The sequence below is a fragment of the Neorhizobium sp. DAR64860/K0K1 genome (assembly GCF_050500205.1).
GTDB classification, from domain to species: Bacteria; Pseudomonadota; Alphaproteobacteria; order Rhizobiales; family Rhizobiaceae; genus Neorhizobium; species Neorhizobium soli.
Window position 1 is genome coordinate 751376 of sequence record NZ_CP191459.1, and the last position, 20197, is coordinate 771572.

The 20197-nt window shown below is 61.2% G+C and carries 23 protein-coding genes; 10 read left to right on the top strand and 13 right to left on the bottom strand.

Features of this window, described 5'->3' with window-relative positions:
- Positions 1-103 precede the first annotated feature (103 nt).
- From hydA to ACQY1J_RS08190, 5 genes are all read right to left on the bottom strand, one after another.
- Complete coding sequence (gene hydA, locus ACQY1J_RS08170; protein WP_430251144.1) at positions 104-1522, bottom strand: dihydropyrimidinase; 1419 nt, start codon at positions 1520-1522, stop codon at positions 104-106.
- 14 nt (positions 1523-1536) lie between these two features.
- On the bottom strand, positions 1537-2805 hold the full coding sequence (locus ACQY1J_RS08175; RefSeq protein ID WP_430251145.1) for a cysteine desulfurase-like protein: 1269 nt from the start codon (positions 2803-2805) through the stop codon (positions 1537-1539).
- 26 nt (positions 2806-2831) lie between these two features.
- Complete coding sequence (locus ACQY1J_RS08180) at positions 2832-3581, bottom strand: amino acid ABC transporter ATP-binding protein (RefSeq protein WP_430251146.1); 750 nt, start codon at positions 3579-3581, stop codon at positions 2832-2834.
- Positions 3581-4252, bottom strand: coding sequence for an amino acid ABC transporter permease (locus ACQY1J_RS08185; RefSeq protein ID WP_430251147.1), 672 nt, complete (start codon positions 4250-4252; stop codon positions 3581-3583). Before ACQY1J_RS08185 ends, ACQY1J_RS08180 begins: the two co-directional genes overlap by 1 nt.
- Before the next feature lie 78 nt (positions 4253-4330).
- Positions 4331-5128 carry a transporter substrate-binding domain-containing protein gene (locus ACQY1J_RS08190; RefSeq protein WP_062582473.1) on the bottom strand — a complete coding sequence of 266 codons (798 nt, stop codon included), beginning with the start codon at positions 5126-5128 and terminating at the stop codon, positions 4331-4333.
- Between the two features lie 157 nt (positions 5129-5285).
- Here ACQY1J_RS08190 and ACQY1J_RS08195 point away from each other — a divergent pair, with 157 nt between their 5' ends.
- Positions 5286-5996, top strand: coding sequence for a FadR/GntR family transcriptional regulator (locus tag ACQY1J_RS08195; protein WP_430251148.1), 711 nt, complete (start codon positions 5286-5288; stop codon positions 5994-5996).
- Positions 5997-6151: 155 nt separating this feature from the next.
- Positions 6152-7453, top strand: coding sequence for a PQQ-dependent sugar dehydrogenase (locus ACQY1J_RS08200; RefSeq protein ID WP_430251149.1), 1302 nt, complete (start codon positions 6152-6154; stop codon positions 7451-7453).
- Positions 7454-7552: 99 nt separating this feature from the next.
- On the opposite strand, the gene ACQY1J_RS08205 is transcribed toward ACQY1J_RS08200, so the two are convergent.
- Positions 7553-8143 (bottom strand): TetR/AcrR family transcriptional regulator, encoded by a 591-nt coding sequence (locus tag ACQY1J_RS08205; protein ID WP_430251150.1) that lies wholly within the window; start codon positions 8141-8143, stop codon positions 7553-7555.
- A gap of 74 nt (positions 8144-8217) precedes the next feature.
- Between ACQY1J_RS08205 and bdcA the strand changes: the two genes are divergently transcribed.
- The 5 genes from bdcA to ACQY1J_RS08230 all read left to right on the top strand — a co-directional run bounded on the left by bdcA (position 8218) and on the right by ACQY1J_RS08230 (position 12658).
- The gene (bdcA, locus tag ACQY1J_RS08210; protein ID WP_062460623.1) at positions 8218-8931 is read left to right on the top strand and encodes an SDR family oxidoreductase; all 714 of its coding nucleotides are present in this window, start codon (positions 8218-8220) and stop codon (positions 8929-8931) included.
- A gap of 165 nt (positions 8932-9096) precedes the next feature.
- Positions 9097-9897: an alpha/beta hydrolase gene (locus ACQY1J_RS08215; protein WP_062460619.1), complete on the top strand. Its 801-nt coding sequence runs from the start codon at positions 9097-9099 to the stop codon at positions 9895-9897.
- A gap of 9 nt (positions 9898-9906) precedes the next feature.
- Positions 9907-10278, top strand: coding sequence for a hypothetical protein (locus tag ACQY1J_RS08220; RefSeq protein ID WP_430251151.1), 372 nt, complete (start codon positions 9907-9909; stop codon positions 10276-10278).
- A gap of 204 nt (positions 10279-10482) precedes the next feature.
- Complete coding sequence (locus ACQY1J_RS08225) at positions 10483-11439, top strand: SDR family oxidoreductase (protein WP_113109924.1); 957 nt, start codon at positions 10483-10485, stop codon at positions 11437-11439.
- Between the two features lie 55 nt (positions 11440-11494).
- Entirely contained in the window at positions 11495-12658 is a 1164-nt protein-coding gene (locus tag ACQY1J_RS08230) for a zinc-dependent alcohol dehydrogenase (protein ID WP_062460610.1), read from the top strand.
- A 121-nt stretch (positions 12659-12779) separates the two neighbouring features.
- Here ACQY1J_RS08230 and ACQY1J_RS08235 read toward each other — a convergent pair whose 3' ends face one another.
- A complete protein-coding gene (locus tag ACQY1J_RS08235; RefSeq protein WP_062460606.1) occupies positions 12780-13157 on the bottom strand; it encodes a PH domain-containing protein in 378 nt (125 codons plus the stop codon).
- A 32-nt stretch (positions 13158-13189) separates the two neighbouring features.
- Positions 13190-13633 (bottom strand): hypothetical protein, encoded by a 444-nt coding sequence (locus ACQY1J_RS08240; RefSeq protein ID WP_430251152.1) that lies wholly within the window; start codon positions 13631-13633, stop codon positions 13190-13192.
- 160 nt (positions 13634-13793) lie between these two features.
- On the opposite strand from ACQY1J_RS08240, the gene msrA reads away from it, so the two are divergent.
- Positions 13794-14297 (top strand): peptide-methionine (S)-S-oxide reductase MsrA, encoded by a 504-nt coding sequence (gene msrA, locus ACQY1J_RS08245; protein ID WP_062460601.1) that lies wholly within the window; start codon positions 13794-13796, stop codon positions 14295-14297.
- Positions 14298-14392: 95 nt separating this feature from the next.
- Here the strand turns inward: msrA and ACQY1J_RS08250 are convergent, their stop codons facing one another.
- Positions 14393-14827, bottom strand: coding sequence for a pyridoxamine 5'-phosphate oxidase family protein (locus ACQY1J_RS08250; protein WP_430251153.1), 435 nt, complete (start codon positions 14825-14827; stop codon positions 14393-14395).
- A gap of 199 nt (positions 14828-15026) precedes the next feature.
- On the opposite strand from ACQY1J_RS08250, the gene ACQY1J_RS08255 reads away from it, so the two are divergent.
- Positions 15027-15536 carry a sigma-70 family RNA polymerase sigma factor gene (locus tag ACQY1J_RS08255; RefSeq protein ID WP_062460596.1) on the top strand — a complete coding sequence of 170 codons (510 nt, stop codon included), beginning with the start codon at positions 15027-15029 and terminating at the stop codon, positions 15534-15536.
- A gap of 21 nt (positions 15537-15557) precedes the next feature.
- Here the strand turns inward: ACQY1J_RS08255 and ACQY1J_RS08260 are convergent, their stop codons facing one another.
- From ACQY1J_RS08260 to coxB, 3 genes are read right to left on the bottom strand one after another with little or no spacing between them, the layout of a single operon-like run.
- Entirely contained in the window at positions 15558-15902 is a 345-nt protein-coding gene (locus ACQY1J_RS08260; protein ID WP_062460593.1) for a hypothetical protein, read from the bottom strand.
- Positions 15903-18410, bottom strand: a complete 2508-nt coding sequence (gene ctaD, locus ACQY1J_RS08265; RefSeq protein WP_430251154.1) for a cytochrome c oxidase subunit I — start codon at positions 18408-18410, stop codon at positions 15903-15905.
- Positions 18407-19147, bottom strand: coding sequence for a cytochrome c oxidase subunit II (gene coxB, locus ACQY1J_RS08270; protein ID WP_430251890.1), 741 nt, complete (start codon positions 19145-19147; stop codon positions 18407-18409). Before coxB ends, ctaD begins: the two co-directional genes overlap by 4 nt.
- Here coxB and ACQY1J_RS08275 point away from each other — a divergent pair.
- Positions 19136-19636, top strand: a complete 501-nt coding sequence (locus tag ACQY1J_RS08275; RefSeq protein WP_174196264.1) for a DUF2231 domain-containing protein — start codon at positions 19136-19138, stop codon at positions 19634-19636. The genes coxB and ACQY1J_RS08275 overlap by 12 nt on opposite strands.
- Here ACQY1J_RS08275 and ACQY1J_RS08280 read toward each other — a convergent pair.
- Positions 19614-20117: a CopD family protein gene (locus ACQY1J_RS08280; RefSeq protein WP_180215467.1), complete on the bottom strand. Its 504-nt coding sequence runs from the start codon at positions 20115-20117 to the stop codon at positions 19614-19616. The two genes, ACQY1J_RS08275 and ACQY1J_RS08280, sit on opposite strands and share 23 nt — an antisense overlap.
- Between the last annotated feature and the right edge of the window lie 80 nt (positions 20118-20197).

The window sequence follows — 20197 nt, forward strand, 5'->3', positions numbered from 1 at the left end:
GCTTGCTTGTGGGCTCCGCCGCCTCATAGCGGCGGCCAAGTCACGCTCGCATCGTCAGGCAGACGTGGTGGCCAGCGAAAGGCGTTGCAGCTTGTGCAACGCCTCAGGTTGAACCCCGGCTCGATGTCAGGGACGAGCGGTTTCGCGGGAGATAGCGGCCGCGGCTTCCGGGCCCGGTCAGCTCTCCGTCCTTGACGATGGTCCTGCCGCCCAGCAGCATCTGCACCGGCCAGCCGCGGATATCGAGCCCTTCATAGGGCGTATAATCAGCGCCGTGTTTCAGGAGATCGTTCGTCAAAGTGACGCGCTTGTCCGGATCCCACAGGGCGATGTCTGCATCGGCGCCGATCGCGATCGTACCCTTGCGGGGATAGAGACCGTAGAGTTTGGCGTGATTGGTCGAGGTCACCGCGACGAATGTGTTGATGTCGATGCGGCCCTTCATGACGCCTTCGGAAAACAGGATCGGCAGGCGGGTGGCGACGCCCGGTATGCCGTTCGGGATCCAGCGGAAGTTTCGCTTGCCCTTCTCGTTGAGCTTGCCTTCGGGATCGTCGAAGCGGAAAGGGCAGTGGTCGGAGGAGAACAGGTCGAAGACACCCTGTTCCAGTCCTTCCCAGCACGCATCCTGGCTGGCCTTGTCGCGCGGCGGCGGGGAGCAGACGAATTTGGCGCCCTCCATCTCCGTCTGGTCGAGATCATCGGCGGTCAGCATCAGATATTGCGGGCAGGTCTCGCCGGCGATCTTCTGGCCCCGCTGACGGGCGCGGCGGATCTCTTCCATCGCCTCGCGGTTGGAGACATGCACGATGACAACAGGCACATCGACGATTTCGGCCAGCGACAGCGCCCGGTGGGTGGCTTCCCGTTCGGCGGCGATCGGTCGGGTTGTGGCATGGAATTTCGGCGCGAACTTGCCTTCCTCCTCATGCCGTCCGACCAGGTAGCGGATCGCATCCTCGTTCTCGCAATGGACCATGACCAGCGCGCCGGTGCGCCGTGCGGTATCGAGCGTCGCCAGGATCTCGTCGTCGCGCAGCCGCAGACCCTCATAGGTCATGAACACCTTGAGCGAGGTGTAGCCGTCCTCGACGAGTGCCGGCAGTTCCTGGCCGAGGACTTCAGGGGTCGGATCGGTGATGACAAGATGGAAGGCGACGTCGACATGGCATTTGCCTTCGGCCTTGGCGTGATAGATCTTCAGCGCCTCGCGCAACGTCTGGCCCTTCTCCTGCATGCAGAAGGCCAGAACCGTGCTGTTGCCGCCGATCGCCGCCGACCGGGTGCCTGAATCGAAGTCGTCTGCCATGACGATGCCGTCGCCGGACGGCTGGTCGAGATGGACATGGCTGTCGATACCACCCGGCAGGACCAACAGTCCTGTCGCGTCGATCACCTCATCGGCTTCGGTAAGCTCTGCCGCAAGGGCAGCGATGCGGCCGTCCTTGATGCCCACATCGCTCACGAACGTGTCGCTCGCTGTGACCACCGTGCCGTGTCTGATGACCGTATCGAAGCGCATGATCCGTTCCTTCTTCAAGCGGCGGCGGCCGCGCGACCGGCGTCGGTTGCGAGGATCCGCTCGAGTGCTGCGGTAAAGCGATCGATCTCGTCCAGCGTGTTGTAATGGACCATCGACACGCGAACCATGCCGCCGTGGTCTGTCAGGTCGAGATATTCGGCAAGCCGGCGCGAGTGGAAATCGCCGAAGCGGATGGCGATCTTCTCGCTGTCCATTGCCTTGCAGACTTCGCCGGCGTCGCGGCCATCGAAGCGGAACGCGATCGTCGGGACCCTCGTGCTACCGCTGTTCGTCGTCTGGCCGACGATGCGGCAGTCGTTGCGCGAGCGGAGGTAAGCGAGAAGGCGTTCCGCCAAGAGGTTTTCCTGGGCCGTGATTGCCGCGAAAGCCGCTTCGATCTTCTGGCGCGCCGTGCCTGTCTCGCCGGCCTGTTCTCCAAGCGCCGTCAGGTAATCGACGATGCCGCAGGTGGAATAGGCAAGCTCGTAGTTCGGGTTGCCCGGCTCCAGCTTGCCCGGCACTTTGTCCTTGCCGTAAAAGTAATGATAGAGCGTGTCGAGCTCGGCCAGCAGATCGTATTTGCCATACATTAGCGCGTAGTGCGGCCCATAGGTCTTGTAGAGGCTGAAGACGTAGTAATCGACATCCAGCGCCTGCACGTCGACGGCGCGGTGCGGGGCATAGGCCACGGCATCGACGCAGATCTTTGCGCCGCGGGCATGCACAAAATCGGCGATCTCTCTGATCGGGTTGATCGATCCGAGGATGTTCGACACGTGCGTCACGCAGACCAGCTTGGTGCGATCGCTCATCAGCGGTGCAAGGTCGGCCAGATCGAGCGTCAGCGTGTCCTTGTTGAGCGGCCAGAACTTGAGCGTGATGCCGCGCTCCTGCAGCCGGTCCCAGGGGCCGATATTGGATTCGTGATCGCTGACCGTGACGATGATCTCGTCGCCGGGCGAGAGCTGGCTCTGCATGGCACGGGCAAGGTTTTGCAGCAGCTGAGTGGTGGAAGCGCCGAAGACGATTTCTTCCGGACGCGATGCGTTGACCAGATGCATGGCAGCAGTCCGCGACTCGTAGAGTGCGGCGGCCGCTGCCTGCGAGACCGCGTAGGAACCGCCGATCTGGACGTTCTTCTCGATCAGGAATGTGTTGATGCGCTCAACCGCACCTTTGAGGATCTGCGACCCTCCGGCGTTGTCGAACAGCGTCCAGCCGCGCGCGAGGCCGGGAAACTGGCTGCGCACGTAGTCGAGATCGAGTGGTGAAGTGGTGTTCATCCCTGTGGTCCTGCGTTTGTTGTTCTTCAATGATTGAGTACGGCGCGCAAGAAGCTGCGTGTCCGTTCTTCCCTAGGATTGTCGAAGATTTCGGCCGGCGTGCCCGCCTCGACAAGCCGTCCCGCATCCATGAAGATCACCCGGTCGGCGACCTGGCGGGCAAAGCCCATCTCATGGGTGACGATGATCATGGTGACGCCCGTGCCGGCGAGCTTGCGCATCACGTCCAGCACTTCGCCGACCATTTCGGGATCGAGCGAGGATGTCGGCTCGTCGAACAGCAGTACGCCGGGTTCCATGGCGAGCGCCCGGGCTATTGCTACGCGCTGCTGCTGGCCGCCGGAGAGCTGGCCGGGGAACTTTTCCGCCTGTTCGGAAATGCCGACCCGCGCCAGTAGTTCGCGGGCTTTGCGCTCGGCGTCTTCTGGCGATGCCTTCCTGACGCGCATCGGTGCCAGCATGACGTTTCTCAGCACCGTCATATGCGGGAAGAGATTGAACGACTGGAACACCATGCCCACCTCGGCGCGGACTTTCGCAAGCGCCGGTCCCGGCGCGACACGGATGCCGTCGACGGTGATCGTGCTGTTGGGCGAAAACGCTTCGAGGTGGTTGATGCAGCGGATCAGCGTCGATTTGCCCGAGCCGGAGGGGCCGATGATGCAGACGACTTCGCCTTCGGCCACATCGAGATCGATATCGTGCAGAACGGTGAATGTGCCATAGGCCTTGTTCAGGCGGCGGATCGAGATCAGGGGGCCGGTTGTCTTCGCCATCAGCGTTTCCCCCGGCTGTAATGCTTTTCAAGACGTCCGACGACGGCCACCATCGGCCAGAGCAGCGCGATATAGATGAGCGCGGCCCCGATCAGCGGCGTCGGGTTGGCGTTGAGCGCCTGTGCCTGGGTCGCCTGCTTGAGAAGATCCGGCATGGCGACGACGGAGGCAAGCGCCGTGTCCTTCATGACGTTGATGCAATTGTTGGTGAGCGGCGGAATGACGATGCGGATCGCCTGCGGCAGGATGATATCCATCATCGTGCTGCGGCCCGACAGGCCAAGGGCTGATGATGCCTCGAACTGTCCGCTCGGAATGGCCTCGATGCCGGCGCGAAAGATCTCGGCGGTATAGGCGGCGGAGACGAGCGACAGCGCGGTTACGGCCGACAGGAACGGCGACAGGCGGATGCCGACGAAGGGGAGGGCGTAGTAGACGACAATCAGCAGCACCAGCAGCGGTATCGAGCGGAAGATGTCGATATAGATGCGGATCAGGACCTGAAAGAATGACGGCGCATAGAGCCTTGCCACCGCCAGAAACAGTCCGCCTGCAAGGCCGACCAGAATGCTGGTAATGCCGATCTGCAGCGTCACGACCAAGCCCCAGAGCAGCTGCGGCAGACTGTTCAGGAAGACCGGTATGTTGAAGAATGTATTGAGAAGGTTCATGCCGGATCGGCTCCCTTGGCAAGCCGACGGAGCGTTTGGCGCTCCGCCGGATGCAATTCAAGCTTGCTCTGGTGAGCCTTACTTGGCCTTCGGCATGTCGAGGACGGCGACGGTCGAGGTCGTGTCTTCGGCCTTTGCACCGAACCATGTCTGGTGGAGCTTGGCGATAAAGCCTTCGCCCTTCAGTGTGGTGATGACGGCATTGACTTCGGTTGCCAGCGGATCGCCCTTGTTGAACATGATCGAGTATTTCTCGCCGGTCGGGATGCGCTCGACGACCTTCAGTTCCGGCTTGTCCTTGGCGTAGTAGAGCAGGGCCGGGATGTCGGAGATGTAGCCATCGACGCGGCCGGCAACGAGATCGAGCATGGCCGGCTGCAGGCCTTCGAAGCGGCGGATTTCGCCGAGCTTGTATTCGCCCTTGTGGCTGTCTGCCCACATGTCGCCGGTCGAGCCCGTATCGACGCCGACGACCTTGCCGCTCATGCCCTTGAGGCCGGTGATGCCGGAAGCGGCGGTGACTGTCAGCGACTGGTCGCTATCGTAATAGGGCTGAGCGAAGGACACCGACTGCAGGCGCTTCTCGGTGATGGTGATCGACGACACCGCCATGTTGATGCGGCCCGACTGTACCGCCGGGAACAGGCCGTTGAACGGCGTGTTGACGAATTCGACGGTCTTGCCGAGGCGCTTGGCGATTTCGTTGACGAGATCGATCTCGAAACCGGTCACCTTGCCGCTGGCGTCTTCGAATTCCCAGGGCACGTTGCCGATATTGGCGCCGACGGTAAGATCGGCAGCGTGAACGCCGATTGCGCCGAGCGCTGTAAACAGGCCGGCGAGAACTGTGGTTTTGATGCGTGACGCGTGTAGCATTGAGAGAACCCCTTGTTTTTATGATGAGACGCAATCTATGTTGGTCTAACTGGTCAGACCAGTCCGACCAAACAAGCACGGCACTTTGGGCTTTGCAAGATAGCTCGGGGAAAAATATATCTGACAGGCCGCAGGGGCCCAGCTGGAATAGGTTCGCATGCTCAACAAAACGCTCGTTCCGCAGTCGGTCGCCCGCGAAATCCAGACGATGATCCAGGCCGGCCAGCTGAAGGCGGGGGAAAAGATCCCGTCGCAACGGGAGTTCTCGCAGAAATTCGGGATCAGCCGGGCGTCGTTGCGCGAGGCGCTGCTGACCCTGGAAACGCTGGGCCTTTTGAAGACCGAAGCCGGTCGCGGCACGTTCGTGACGGCGGGTTCGAGCTCGGTCTCGGACGGCGCCATCAGCCAGTCCGGCCACATGGCGCCGTGGCGTTACTCGGACAGCTATTCGGTGTTCGACGTGTTCCAGACCCGCATCCTCTTAGAAGGGGAGATCGCGCGTCTGTCCGCGGGCCGCCTGTCGCAGGCGCAGCTCGAGAAGATGGAAATGGCAACGCAGACGATGGAGGATTGCTGGGCGCGCCAGGACCTGCTCGCAAACGTCGAGGCGGATCTCGATTTCCACGGCACCATCGTTTCGGCCTGCGCAAACACGATGCTGAAGGCACTCTACCAGACGGTGCGCGACCAGGTCACCGAGACCCAGCGGCAGCCGATCCCGATGACCGATCCCGAACGGATGCGACAATCGATCGCCGAGCACCGGCGCATCATTGCGGCCCTGAGATTGAACGACGCGGCGTTGGCGAGGAGCGAAATGGAAACGCATATCCGCAACACGGCACGCTGCGCGGGTCTTCAGCCATAGGCTGAAGGCGGCCGCATCCGGTGGCCGAAGGGTCACCCGGGCGGCAACCCGAGTGGTGGTGGATGCTCTGATAAATTGTGCCTTTGCCCTCTAGTGTCTGTTGCATAAAGGCTTTAGCGTTCTGCTTTTCGGATTCCTCAATGTCAGAGTTCCCCATGACTGAGCCTTCTCTGTTTGCCCGCGTCGTCGCCTTTATCGGCCAGGGCGCTGTTCTTATTCGTCATTCGGGGGATGGCCCGCGGCAGCCGGTGTTCGGCACGACGCCTGCCATTCCGGCCGCAAAGCCGCAGGGCAAGATCCCGACCTTGAAGATGCCGACAGCCAAGGGCTGGGAAGGCGATCACAAGCCGACGGCGGCGGCGGGCCTCAAGGTCAATGCCTTTGCGCGCGGGCTCGTGCATCCGCGCAACATGCATGTTCTGCCCAACGGCGATGTGCTTGTGGCGGAATCGATGGGCGAGCGTGGCAATCCGCGCAGTTTGTTCGACCATGCCATGTCGGCGACGATGCAGCGGGCGCGGGCTTCCGGCGACAGCCCTAACCGGGTGACGCTGCTGCGCGACGCCGATGGCGACGGGGTGGCCGAGCAAAGTTTCGCCTATATCGAAAACGTGCGCCAGCCCTACGGCATCGCGCTTGTCGGCGACACGCTCTATGTGGGCGCAAGTGACGCGCTTCTGGCCTATCCTTACGTGGCCGGCGCGACGAAGATTACCGCGCAGCCGAAGAAGCTGATGGATCTGGTGCCCGGCGGCCACTGGACGCGCAACCTGATCGTCAGCAAGGACGGCTCCAAGCTTTATGTCGCTGTGGGATCGCTCAGCAATATTGCCGACGAAGGCATGGGCGTGGAAGAAAACCGCGCCTGCATTCACGAATACGACCTTCAGACGGGCCAGTCGCGCATCTTTGCCGGTGGTCTTCGTAACCCTGTCGGCATGGCGTTCGAGCCTGAAGGCGGCATGCTGTGGACGGTTGTCAACGAACGCGACGGCCTGGGTGACGAGACGCCGCCGGATTATCTGACATCGGTTCGCGACGGCGGGTTCTACGGCTGGCCCTACTGCTACTGGAACCGGGTCGTGGACGACCGGGTTCCGCAGGACGCCGCCAAGGTGGCATCCGCGCAGCAGCCCGACTATGCGCTGGGCGGCCATACGGCGTCGCTCGGGCTCTGCTGGTTGCCGGCGGGCACGCTGCCCGGCTTTCCGGCGGGGATGGCCATCGGCCAGCACGGGTCGTGGAACCGGTCCAAGCTTTCCGGCTACAAGCTCGCCTTCGTCGCTTTTGAGAACGGCAAGCCCGTGGGAATGCCGCGCGAAATCCTCACCGACTTCCTGTCCAAGGACGAAAAGCACTCCTTCGGCCGCCCGGTCGGGGTGGCGCTCGCCGCCGACGGTGCCGTGCTGATGGCGGACGATGTGGGCGACGTCATCTGGCGCGTCACCGGCGCCTGATAGCGCGACATAGATCATTTGAGTTGATTGCTGCGTGCCACCCGATGGGTGCGCAGCAATCGCGTTCCGTCGCTGCAGGCCCGGCTGCAGCGGCGATGATCAATCCGCAAGCTCTTGCGCCAGGACCCGTCCGGCCAGGCGAGCAATGGCCAGGAGACGGTCCAGTTCCAATCCGTTGCGGGCCTTGGCGGAGAGGCCGGTCATTGTGGTCGAGACGAAATCGGTCACGCTTTCCGCCTTTTCCGGATGCCGCGCTGCGATAAAGCCGCGGATCACATCCTCCGCTGCTGCCTGCAATGCGCGGGTCGCCACACGTGCCTCCGGATCATCGCAATGGGTTCCCTCCAGAACGAGACAGCCAGCGGTAGCCGGGTCGGCCGCATAGCGCCGGCAGGCGTCTTCCAGCACGGCCGCAAGGCATTCGGCAACCGGGCGGTCGGGCCTCAGGATATCAGCAAGCGGAATCGCCGCCGTTAGCGAGTAGCGTTCAAGAACGCGCGCGTAGAGCCCGGCCTTGTTGCCGAAGGCGGCATAGAAGCTCGGCGGATTGATACCGAGTGCCTGCGTGACATCGGCAACCCCCACGGCATCATAGCCGCGCGCATGGAACAGCTTTTGCGCAATCTCCACACCTTGGTCGGCATCAAAACGACGTGGGCGACCGCGGGTACGCGGAATATCTGTAGTCATTATTACAAAATACCTTGACGATGAACCCTGATGATTTATGTAGCAGTCATTACTGTATTTCTCAAGGATCTCAGATGACGACTTTTCAGGGAAAATCCGTTCTGGTTCTCGGCGGTAGCCGGGGTATCGGCGCCGCCATCGTGCGGCGGTTTGCAAACGACGGTGCCAACGTGACCTTCACCTATGCCGGCTCTCGCGCGGCGGCGGATGAGCTGGCGGCAGAGACCAAGACTACGGCTGTTCAGACCGACAGCTCCAGCCGCGACGCGGTGATTGCCCGGGTGCGGGAAAGCGGCCCGCTGGACGTGCTGGTGGTCAATGCCGGGATCGCTGTCTTCGGCGATGCGCTTGAACAGGATCCGGACGCGATCGACCGGCTTTTCCAGATCAATATCCATGCGCCCTATCACGCCTCGGTCGAAGCGGCGCGGCAGATGCCGGACGGCGGGCGGATCATCGTCATCGGTTCCGTCAACGGTGACCGGATGCCTATTCCGGGCATGGCCTCCTATGCGGTGAGCAAATCTGCCCTGCAGGGACTGGCCCGCGGGCTGGCACGCGATTTCGGGCCGCGCGGCATCACCATCAACGTCGTCCAGCCGGGGCCGATCGATACGGATGCCAATCCGGAAAACGGACCGATGAAAGACCTGATGCACAGCTTCATGGCGATCAAGCGCCACGGTCGTCCGGAAGAGGTTGCCGGAATGGTCGCCTGGCTGGCCGGCCCGGAGGCGGGGTTCGTGACCGGGGCAATGCACACGATCGACGGGGCGTTCGGAGCGTAATCCCGGCATACCCCATCCGTGGCGACATCGCATAAGGCCAGTCGCACGACTGGCCTTACAGCTCTGGACTCAGCAATCTGCGATCTGCTTGCCCAAGTCTTTCAGCGCGTGGGAACAACGGCGCGGGTTTTCGGTTCCTCTCTCTCAGAAAAGAGAGGATTATCGATGACGCAGATCGTTTTCGTGCATGGCATGTTTCAAAATCCCAAAAGCTGGGACAACTGGGTTCGCTACTTCAGCGACAAAGGCTACGACTGCAGCGCCCCGGCATGGCCTCTTCACGATGGCGATCCGAAGGCATTGCGCGACAACCCGCCAGCCGGGCTCGGTGAGCTGAGCCTCGATGCCATCTATGCATCCATCAAATCGGCGGTCGCAGGCCTCGATAAGCCTGTCGTCATCGGTCACTCTGTCGGCGGCCTGATCGCGCAGAAGCTGCTCGCGGATGGCCACGTCTCGGGTGCAGTGGCGATCTCGTCGGTTGCGCCGAATGCCATGCTCGATTTCGACTGGGGCTTCATCAAGAACAGCGCCATCATCACCAATCCGCTGAAGGGTGATGAGCCGGTCTACATGGATGCAAAGACGTTTCATGGCTCCTTCGCCAACACGCTGTCGGAAGAGCAGGCGGCTGTCGAGTTCGAGAAGACGGCGACCCACGACAGCCGCAACGTTCTGCGCGACTGCATGGGTTCGTCCGGCAAGATCGACCTCAGCCGTCCGCATGAACCTTTGCTTCTGGTTGCCGGCGAGAAGGATGAGATCATTCCCGCCGATCTCAACGAGAAGAATTTCAAGGCCTACGAGAATACCGGCAGCGTGACCGACTTCCGCGAGTTCCCCAACCGTGGCCATTACATCTGCGGCGAACCCGGCTGGGAAGAGGTCGCCGCCTATATCGACGGCTGGCTTCAGCAGAACCGGTTCGACGTCGACAACCGTATCTATGCTCCAAGCGCGATCTGAGGGACAACCATGACCAATATCAAAGCACGCGGGTTCGAAAGCACCGCTCTTCTTAATGAACATCTCGACGAGTTGGACGACGTCGCCTATGGCGATCGCGGCGCATCGGCCGGGGCCATGTCCGGCAGCGAGGCCGAAATGGAACGGCTGCGTCGGGAAGTCGTCTATCTGCGCAACCGGATTGCCGAGATTGAAGGCGAGGGCCAGACCCGGCGTGCATCGCCGTCCTCCCAGACCCCAGAAAATTCGTGGGTGAAGTTGATCGGAACCGCCACGGCAACCTTCGTTCTTGGTCGGCTTGCACAACGGTTGCGGCTTGGACCAGTGGGGACGGCTGCCGTTCCGCTGATCGCCGGACAGCTTCTCAGCCGTATAAGTTGAACCACTGACATATTGCACCGGCGGCAGAGCTGCGGCCGGTGCATTCTTTGCATGGATTACGCCTGGTCTGGTGGCTGAACGAAGCCTCCCGTGAAGATAGACAGGCGAATGTGGGAACACTCCCCGTCCACCTTAGTTCTTGGGTTATAATCCAGGAACATTATCGTGCCGACATTCCCATCGTTCATTCTTTCCCGCCGACACATGCTTGCGTCCACCACAGCGGCGCTCGCCGCTTCGGCGTTGCCGGCATTTTCTCAAGATACGACTGTAAAGGCATCCAGTATGGAAGACCCGACGACCAAGTACCCGCAGCCTCCGTTTCAGGAGCAGACCCAGCCATTCCCAGGCTTGGCCGGCAAGATGACGCCGAAGCCGGATCACGGCGAGACCTCTTATAAGGGCTCGGGCAGGCTGGCTGGACGCAAAGCTCTGATCACCGGCGGCGATTCCGGGATGGGCCGTGCGGCTGCCATTGCCTATGCCCGCGAGGGTGCCGATGTCGCGATCAACTATCTGCCCGATGAAGAGCCGGATGCCAAAGAAGTCATCGCCCTGATCGAAAAGGAAGGTCGCAAGGGCATCGCGCTTCCCGGCGATCTGCGCGACGAGGCATTCTGCGTGAAGCTCGTCGAAGATGCCGCAAAGGCTCTGGGTGGTCTCGACATTTTGGTCAACAATGCGGGCCGTCAGCAGCAGGCCCAGTCGCTGTCGGATATCACCACCGAAGCCTTCGACGCGACGATGAAGACGAACATCTACGCGATGTTCTGGCTGACCAAGGCGGCGCTCAAGCATCTGCAGCCGGGATCGTCGATCATCCAGACGACGTCCGAACAGGCCTACGATCCGTCCGAGAACCTGGTCGACTATGCCATCACCAAGGCGGCCGGCATGAGCTTCACGAAGTCGATGGCCAAGCAGCTCGGCCCGAAAGGCATCCGCGTCAACGGCGTTGCGCCGGGCCCGGTCTGGACGCCGCTGCAGGTGTCGGGCGGTGCGACGATGGAAAAGCTGGTCGAGTTCGGTGGCGATACGCCGCTCGGCCGACCAGGTCAGCCTGCCGAGCTTGCGTCGATCTACGTCCAGCTTGCCGACAACGGCGCAAGCTTCTCGACGGGACAGATCTACGGTGCTGCCGGTGGCAGCGGGCAACCTTGAACATGAACATGCGCATGAACACCAACGCGAATGCAACACGACCGGAGGTTAGAACGTGAAAGCTCTTACATGGCACGGCAGCGGTGATATCCGCTGCGAAGAAGTAGACGATCCAATCATTCAGCATGACCGCGATGCGATCATCAAGGTCACGAGCTGCGCCATCTGCGGCTCGGATCTTCACCTTTATGGTGGTTTCGTTCCCGGCATGCACGCAGGCGACGTGATGGGCCATGAAACGATGGGTGAGGTGGTCGAAGTCGGCCGCGGAAACTCGAAGCTCAAGGTCGGCGACCGCGTGGTCGTGCCGTTCACGATTTCCTGCGGCGAGTGCCGTCAGTGCAAATGGGGTCAGTTCTCGCTTTGCGAACGATCCAACCCCAACGGCGCGATGCAGGCCAAGCAGATCGGCTATCCGACGGCCGGCCTGTTCGGCTTCTCGGAAATGTACGGCCAGATCCCGGGCGGCCAGGCCCAGTACCTGCGCATTCCCTACGCGGATGTCGGGCCGATCGTGGTGCCGGATGGATTGACCGATGAACAGGTCCTGTTCCTCTCCGACATCTTCCCGACAGGCTACATGGCGGCCGAAAACTGCGACATCAAGCAGGGCCAGACGGTTGCCGTGTTCGGATGTGGTCCGGTCGGCCTGTTTGCGATCAAGTCGGCGTTCTTGCTCGGTGCAGAGCGCGTGATTGCGATCGACACCGTGCCGGAGCGCTTAGCGCTTGCGCAACAGTCCGGTGCCGAGACGCTTGACTATGCGGATGAGGATCTGCAGCAGCGCATTCTCGACATGACGAACGGTCTTGGGCCGGATGCGGTCATCGAGGCGGTGGGTCTTGAGAGCCATGGCGCCGGTGGCGTGATGGAAACGCTTCAGACCAAGCTGTCGGCAACCGAGCGTCCTTACGCGCTCAACCAGGCAATCCTCGCCTGCCGGCCCGGTGGTACGGTCTCTCTTCCCGGCGTGTTTGTCGGTCCGGCCGTTCCGACGTCGCTGGGCGCCTTCATGGGCAAGGGCCTGACCCTCAAGACCGGTCAGACCCACGTTCAGCGTTATCTCGAGCCGCTGATGAAGCTGATCCAGGATGGCAAGATCGATCCGTCATTCCTGATCACGCACCGCATCGGACTTGAGGAAGGTCCGGAGGCCTACAAGACGTTCCGCGACAAGCAGGACGGCTGCGTCAAGGTCGTGATACGCCCGAACGGCTAATCAAATCGAATGGCCTGCGGCATCTGCCGCAGGCCATTGTCTTGTAAGCATGAAGAGGATGCGGCGAAGCACCGGGCACGTACCGTGCATTCAACCGCATTGTCGTTTTGATACCTTGATTTTAACGGAAGATGCCGGTCGCGAGCGCGCGCTGTATGCCGCGCACATCGGTGCCCTTTTTCAGCGTTTTCGCAATCGGGCTGTCGCTACCCGATACCCAGATTTTCAGCTCCGAATCCAGATCGAACGTTCCCGCAGTCTCGACCGAAAACCGGGTGATCGACCGGTAGGGAATAGACATGTAGTCGACCTTACTTCCCGTCATACCCTGGATGTCGACCATAATGATGCGATACTGGGTGAAGACGAAGAAATCGCGGATGAGCTTGAAGGCAAGTTGCGGCTGTTCTCCATCGATCAGCACGCCATCGAGGCGCTTGTTCAGGTCCGCCGGGTCGACTGTCGATCCATGGCCCAGAAATCCGTCAAAAAGGCCCATGATTGCAATCTCCCGGCAAAGGTTTTTGGTCTTTAGTCCTGAAGCGGCTTGATCGTCTCGATCACACCACCGGCGTCGATGACGCCGCGAGAGAGATCGGTTCGGCCACGCGCAATTTCAATGACGGTGTAGAGCATTTCGTCCCGGAACGCGCTGGCGAAGTCGGTGCTGACGCCTTCGGCAGGCGCTGCGTCAACTTCCTGGAAGTCAACTTCCTGGCTGGTCGCGACAATCCTTGCATCGCCGGCAGTCCTTGCCGCAACCGTGACTGCGCCCTGCATGGGAGCATTCTGCCACCGCGGATCGTCGCTACGGGCGGTCGGTTCGAGCCTGTAGATGTTGAGCGTTTCGCCGGGCGTGGTCGTCACCGAAGCGTCTCTGATCTGGGCCTGGCTTTCGACCGATTGCCCAACCCTTGTCTCGCTAATCGAGGTATCCGAGAATTTGTCACCGTGGATGTCGTCGATATCAGACATTGCGTTTTCTCCTGCAAGGTTCCCGAACTGACGGCGGGTTGCACAGTTCCACTGCTCTGCTCGTTTACCGACAAGTGTTGCGATCGGTCGTTCGAGCCGTCTGGTTAAATGCGGAAGGCGACACCATATATTGGCGAGACGGACGAACAGGAGATACATCATGACAACCGAACGCGCAGTTTTAGCAGGCGGCTGCTTTTGGGGAATGCAGGATCTGATCCGCAAGCTTCCCGGTGTCCAATCCACACGCGTGGGCTATACGGGCGGAAGTGTTGCAAACGCGACCTATCGCAATCACGAGGGCCACGCGGAGGCGATCGAGATCAATTTCGATCCGACCAAGACGACCTACCGCGACCTGCTGGAGTTCTTCTTCCAGATCCACGATCCAAGCACCCGCAATCGGCAGGGTAACGACGTCGGCTCGAGCTATCGCTCCGCGATCTTCTTCACCAGTGACGAACAGAAGAATGTTGCCGCTGACACGATCGCCGATGTGGATGCGTCCGGTATCTGGCCGGGCAAGGTCGTGACGGAAGTCGTGCCTGAGGCAGAATTCTGGGAGGCAGAGCCTGAGCATCAGGATTATCTGGTGCGAATCCCCAATGGCTATACCTGCCACTTCCCGCGGCCCAACTGGCGGCTGCCGAAGCGTGCAGCGTAACGGGTCGCCCGATAACATTATCCCGAAACGCACTTGGGCCCGGTGGAAACACCGGGCCCAAGTCGTAATGCCATCCCACGTAAGGACAGATCAGCTTACAGCGAGATCTTGCCTTCGTCGCTGCCGTCCCAATAGCGGATCGTCTTAGCCGTCACGCGGATCATCACGACACCGGGAGTGTCGATCCCTTCCGGGAAATACCGGTTGAGGTCCTTGGTCCAGTGATCCTTGAATGTCGCTTTGTCGGTGATGAGCGTTGCCGAGCCTTCAACGCCGACAAAGAGCGGCGAACCACCCAGCATGCCGACTGCGCCCGTATAGGTAAGGCCGACTGCGCTGTCGGCGCGGATTTCCGCAATCTTTCTCGACTGCTCGTAGGCGAAGAAATAGCTGTCGCCGTCGTACTCGACGTCGCCGTTGTTGCTCATCGGCCGCGAAGTGAGATTGCCTGATGATGTCGTGGTGGTCAGCATGGCAAAGTCCAGCTTTGCCATCTTCTTCGACAGGTCGTGCAGCGTAAGTTCGGACATGGTTGCTCCAGGTGTTGCTCGAATGGAGTAGGAACTGGCGGTTCTCTCGTTGGTTCCGGTGCGCCAGTCTCGGGCGCCATAGACCGGCATCCGGTCACCTACCTACGTACGTTAACGTACCCTTCCCGGATTGGGCGTCATCGAACGGAACGATGAGCGCAACTGCGACTTGAGTTACCTCTAGTAGGAGGAGACGAGAATGGATGCCGATCTCAGATTGCACCACGAAGTCGTAGCACTTATTCCAGCGCTGAGGCGCTTTGCGATGCGCTTCCATCGAAACGCGACCGATGCTGACGACCTTGTCCAGGAAACCTTGCTCCGGGGCCTTGCGGCGCTGCCTTCGTTCGCCACCGGGACCAACCTCAAATCATGGTTGTTCACGATCATGCGCAACACCCATCATACCGCCTTTCAGCGGGCAAAGCGCATGAGCATCGGAACCGAAAATCTCGAGCACCTCATGCCTGCAGCGTCTTCGCCCCAGGAGTGGGCCATCCGCAAGAGCGAGTTCGACCGGGCATTGATGGCGATGCCGGAGACGTACCGGGATGCCTACAAGCTGGTGATTGAGGACGGCCAGTCCTATGACGTTGCAGCCGATAAATGCAATGTCGCCGTCGGTACGGTGAAGAGCCGGATCAGCCGCGCAAGGCATTTCCTCGCCGCCCAGATGGGCGAGACTGTTTCCACCGTGGCATCGATCTGAATGCCAGATGACCGGATCGCGTCAGGCTGAACACAGTGTCAGCCAGACGACGCCGGTGAAGCAGAAGGCGGTCGAGAACAGGGCGGCGATCGATACGTAGATCGCAACGCCGTTGATGAAGCTGGAGGTCTCGGAAACCGGTGCCTTCAGGCGCGGTCGCAACTGGCGCAGCAGGATGACGACAACCGCCGCAACGCTGGCGACCATCATCGTTATCAACAGCAGCCGGAGCGGCGATGTCCAGGCTCCAAGGTTGCCACTCTGCCAGTCCAGGCTGCAGCCGGTCGCCTGAACCGCGTAGATCGTCAGGAATGCACCACTCCAGACCACGAACGCCGAGATAGCAAGCAGAAGCGGGTGGCGCATCTAGAGGCCTCCCTCGCCGATCAGGCTTTGCAGCGCCAGATAGAATGCCGCGGCACTGATGCCTGCTGCTGCCGTATAGTCATGCCAGAGCCTGCCAATCCGGAGATCAAGGGAGAGAATAGCCTTCCTGTTTCCGATGCTCGTCCAGAGAGCGTGGGCCGCAAACACCGCGCCGATGGTCCCGTGCAGGGCTGCATAGATGAAGATCACGAACACGGAGGCGATCGCGGCATGGCCTGACGGCGCGGGGAGGACCAGCAACGCGATGGCGAGGAACAGCCCGGTCGAGATCAGGTGTCCGAGCAGCGCCAGCGCGCTGCCCACCGTCACTGCCCCGTTGCGACGTGCGGCGAGACGACCTCCAACACAGCTCATGATCATTCCGCCGACGGCGAGCGCCAACAGCTTCACGTCGACGACAAAGCCGGCCGGCGGCCAGTTGGGGGCGGAAACCCACAGGAAAAGGCAGCCGAACAACAGGGATATGTAGAGCGTCGCATCGGCGACAAGCGTGAGAACCATCGCCAGATAGGATGGCGGCGTGCTCGCATGGAGGTGAACCGGCACGCTCAGGCCGTGGCCGATCGGAACGAGATCATTTTCCACTGGGAGAGGATCGCGGCGTGTCCAGAGCCAGAAACATACGATGACAGCGATCAGCGCGAACGGTATCGCCCAATAGAGCTTGAACAGCATCATCAGGAAGAATGCGCCAGTCGCGATCGCGGTCCAGAGCGGCAGGTATGTCTGGCGCGGAAGCATCACCACCTGGTCCGGCTCTCCCGTTACCGGATCCACGCCCAGCACTTCCATGCGATCATTGCGCGGCATGCCGAGATAACCGCGTCCAGCGGCCAGGTAGGGGCCGAGCGTATCGGGATCGAGCAGGTCTGCGCGTTTGTCGATTCTTGGAATGGACGCGAAGTTGTAGGACGGAGGGGGTGTCGGCATCGCCCATTCCAGCGTGCCGGCCTTCCACGGGTTTCGTCTGAACGGCCGACCGAACTTGAACAGAAGGATGAAGTCGAGCGCCACCAGCGCAAACCCCATCGCCATGATGAAGCTTCCCATCGACGAGATGAAATTCAGGGTCTCCCATCCGAACTCGGTTGGATATTCAAAGACACGCCGCGGCATGCCGAGAAGACCGGTCAGGTGCATGAAGAAGAAGGTGACGTTGAACCCGATGAAGATCATCCAGAACGCCGCATTCGACAGGTGTTGAACGGGTTGTTTTCCGGTCAGATGCGGAAGCCAGTAATAGGCCATGGCCAGCATCGGGAAGATAAAGCCGCCGACGAGAACGTAATGCAGGTGGGCAACGACGAAATGGGTATCGTGGGCCTGCCAGTCGAACGGCACCATGGCCAGCATAACCCCCGTCAGGCCCCCGATGACAAAGACGAAGAAGAACCCGAAAATATGCAGCATCGGAATGGAAAAGCGCGGGCGTCCATGCGCCATGGTGGCGAGCCAGGCGAAGATCTGGACCGCCGTCGGCACGGCGACCAGCGCACTCGCCGCCGAGAAGAAGGAGAGCGCCACATGCGGTATGCCGACCGTATACATGTGATGCACCCAGAGGCCGAAGGACAGAAAGGCCATCGAGACGATGGCCGCGACAATCACCCGGTAACCCGCAAGCGGCGTGCCTGAGAGTACGGGCAGAATGGTCGAGATCGCGCCTGCTGCTGGCAGAAATATGATGTAGACCTCCGGGTGACCGAACAGCCAGAAAAGGTGCTGCCACAAAAGCGGATCGCCGCCGCGCGTGGGGTCGAAGAACGGCAGGTCGAAGGCGCGCTCCACCTCGAGCAGGATCGAGCCGAGGATGAGCGGCGGAAACCCGACCAGCATCATGGTTGCGACCACGAGCATGTACCAGGCGAAGATCGGCATCCGGTCAAGCGACATGCCGGCCGCACGGATCTTCACGATCGTCACGATGATCTCGACCGCAGCGGAGAGGGCAGAGATCTCCACGAAAGTGATGCCGAGCAGCCAGACGTCGGAGTTGATGCCGGGAGAATAGACCGAAGACGACAGCGGCGTGTACATGAACCAGCCGCCGGAGGGCGCAACGCCGCCGATCAGCGCGCCGATCAGGATCATGCCGCCGAACAGGTAGCACCAGTAGCCGTAGGCCCCGAGACGGGGAAAGGCGAGGTCGCGGGTGCCGAGCAGTTTCGGCAAGAGGTAGATCGCCATGCCCTCGAAGAAGGGGATCGCGAACAGGAACATCATGATGGTGCCATGCATCGTGAACACCTGACCGTAGGTCTCGGCGTCCATGAACACGCTGTTGGCGGAGGCAAGCTGGGTGCGGATCAACATTGCCAGGATGCCGCCGATCGCAAAGAACACGAGAGCGGTCAGCATGAAACGGACGCCAACCACATTGTGGTTGACGGCAGCGAGACGACCCCAGCCGGGCTTTCCAGCCCATAAGCGGTCCAGCGCGCGATGCAGCGCAATCGGGTCGTGCCCGGGTGACGTGGGTTCGGTCATCGGGCGACTTCCCCGATGATTGCCTTTTCGAAGTCGTCAGCCGTGTGCGCCTGTACCTCGAAGCGCATGCCGGCGTGTCCGGTGCCGCAATATTCCGAGCAGACGCCGCCATATCGTCCGGGTTGGTCGGCGCGGATGCGCAGCCGGTTGGCATGGCCGGGAACGGCATCAATCTTGCCGCCAAGGCGGGGAACCCAGAAACTGTGAATGACGTCCTCGCTTTCGGCGATGATTTCGATGGTTCGGCCCGCTGGGATATGCAGGAGGCCTGATGCGGTCCGGCTGCCCGGCAGGGACGGGTAGGAGAACTGCCATTGCCACATGCTGCCGACAGCCCTGACCTCCAGCACGTCCTCTGTCTTCGCGCTGCCGCCGTTCAGCAGAAATTCGCCTTGAGAAAACGCATAGAAGGTCAGTGCGGTGAGGACGGGCAGCGGAAGAACGAGGCCGCCCCATATAATCCAGCCGCTCTGGGAGAGGCTGCGTCCAAAGCGCGGGCGAAACAGGGTGGCGGCAAAGAGCCCGACGACGAGGGTAAAGAGGACGACAGACCCCCACAGCATCACCCACCACAGCTGGGCAATCGAACCCGCGGATGGTCCGGCGGGGTCGAGCGCGGAGAGGTCGCCGGTGCAACCGCTGAGCGCTGCAGAAACAGAGGCCAGCGCGAGGACGCGGAACCAAGTGCGGACCTGATGGATTTGCCCTGCGAACGGAGGGACGTAATGAAAGACGATACCGAAACGACGAACCCGGTCGTGGCCGATGTCAGGGACAAGGATGCCAGCTCGGCAATTGCCGTCGCCGGGCACCCGCTGCATGCGATGAGCGTGCACTTCCCGATCGCCCTTGCCTTCATAACGCTTGCGGTCGATGCGCTGTTCTGGTGGTCCGCCGATCCGTTCTGGCTGCGGGCCGGTCTCTGGAGTTCCGGTGGCGTCTTTTTCTTCGGTCTCGCAGCCGGTGCTGTCGGCACGATCGAGCTTTTGTCGGTGCCGGGCATTCGCGGCCGCGTCGCCAGCTGGGCACATGCGATCGCCGCGGTGACGCTCATCGCCTGCGCCGGTCTCAACTGGGGTCTGCGGGTCACTGACGCCGGCGACGTGTTGCCGCATGGAATTCTTGTGTCTCTGCTCACCTGCATCATGACGGGCATGGCTGGATGGCATGGCGGCAAGCTGATTTTCGATCATGGTGTCGGCCTCATGGTATCGGCCAAGGACTGATGCGTTCGGCCAGCGTGCGCAGGCCGCCCGGGCGCATGAATTCGCCGGGCAATTCCAGTCCGATAAACGGTTTGGCGAGTGCGACGAAAACGATTGCTCCAACGACCGCGGTGGTGACGATGGTTGCCGCAACAAAGCGCCAGACGGGATACGTCTCTCCCTCCTTGAAAAGCCGGATGATGATCAGGCCGGTCAGGACATGCAAGATGGCGAGCAGGCCAACGAACAGCAGCTTGATCGAAAACCACCCGGCAAACGTCTGCTGTCCAAAAATCAGAGCCGTGCCGCTCGCCACCGCCACGAAAGCCGCGGGCGAAATGATAGCCACATAGGCGTAGCGTACGATCATCTGAAGACGGTAAAGCGCATCCTTATCCTTCACATGGGCACGTTGCACGTAGAGGCCCGGCAAGCTGATCAACCCGGCTGCCCAGATGGCAATCGTGGTGATGTGAACGAATTTCAGAAATGCGATGATCAATACCGGCCCAATGCATGACGGATGTGGTGCAAGCGTGCGTAAATGGAGCCGTGTACCCGTCTTTCCAGGACACGAATTTG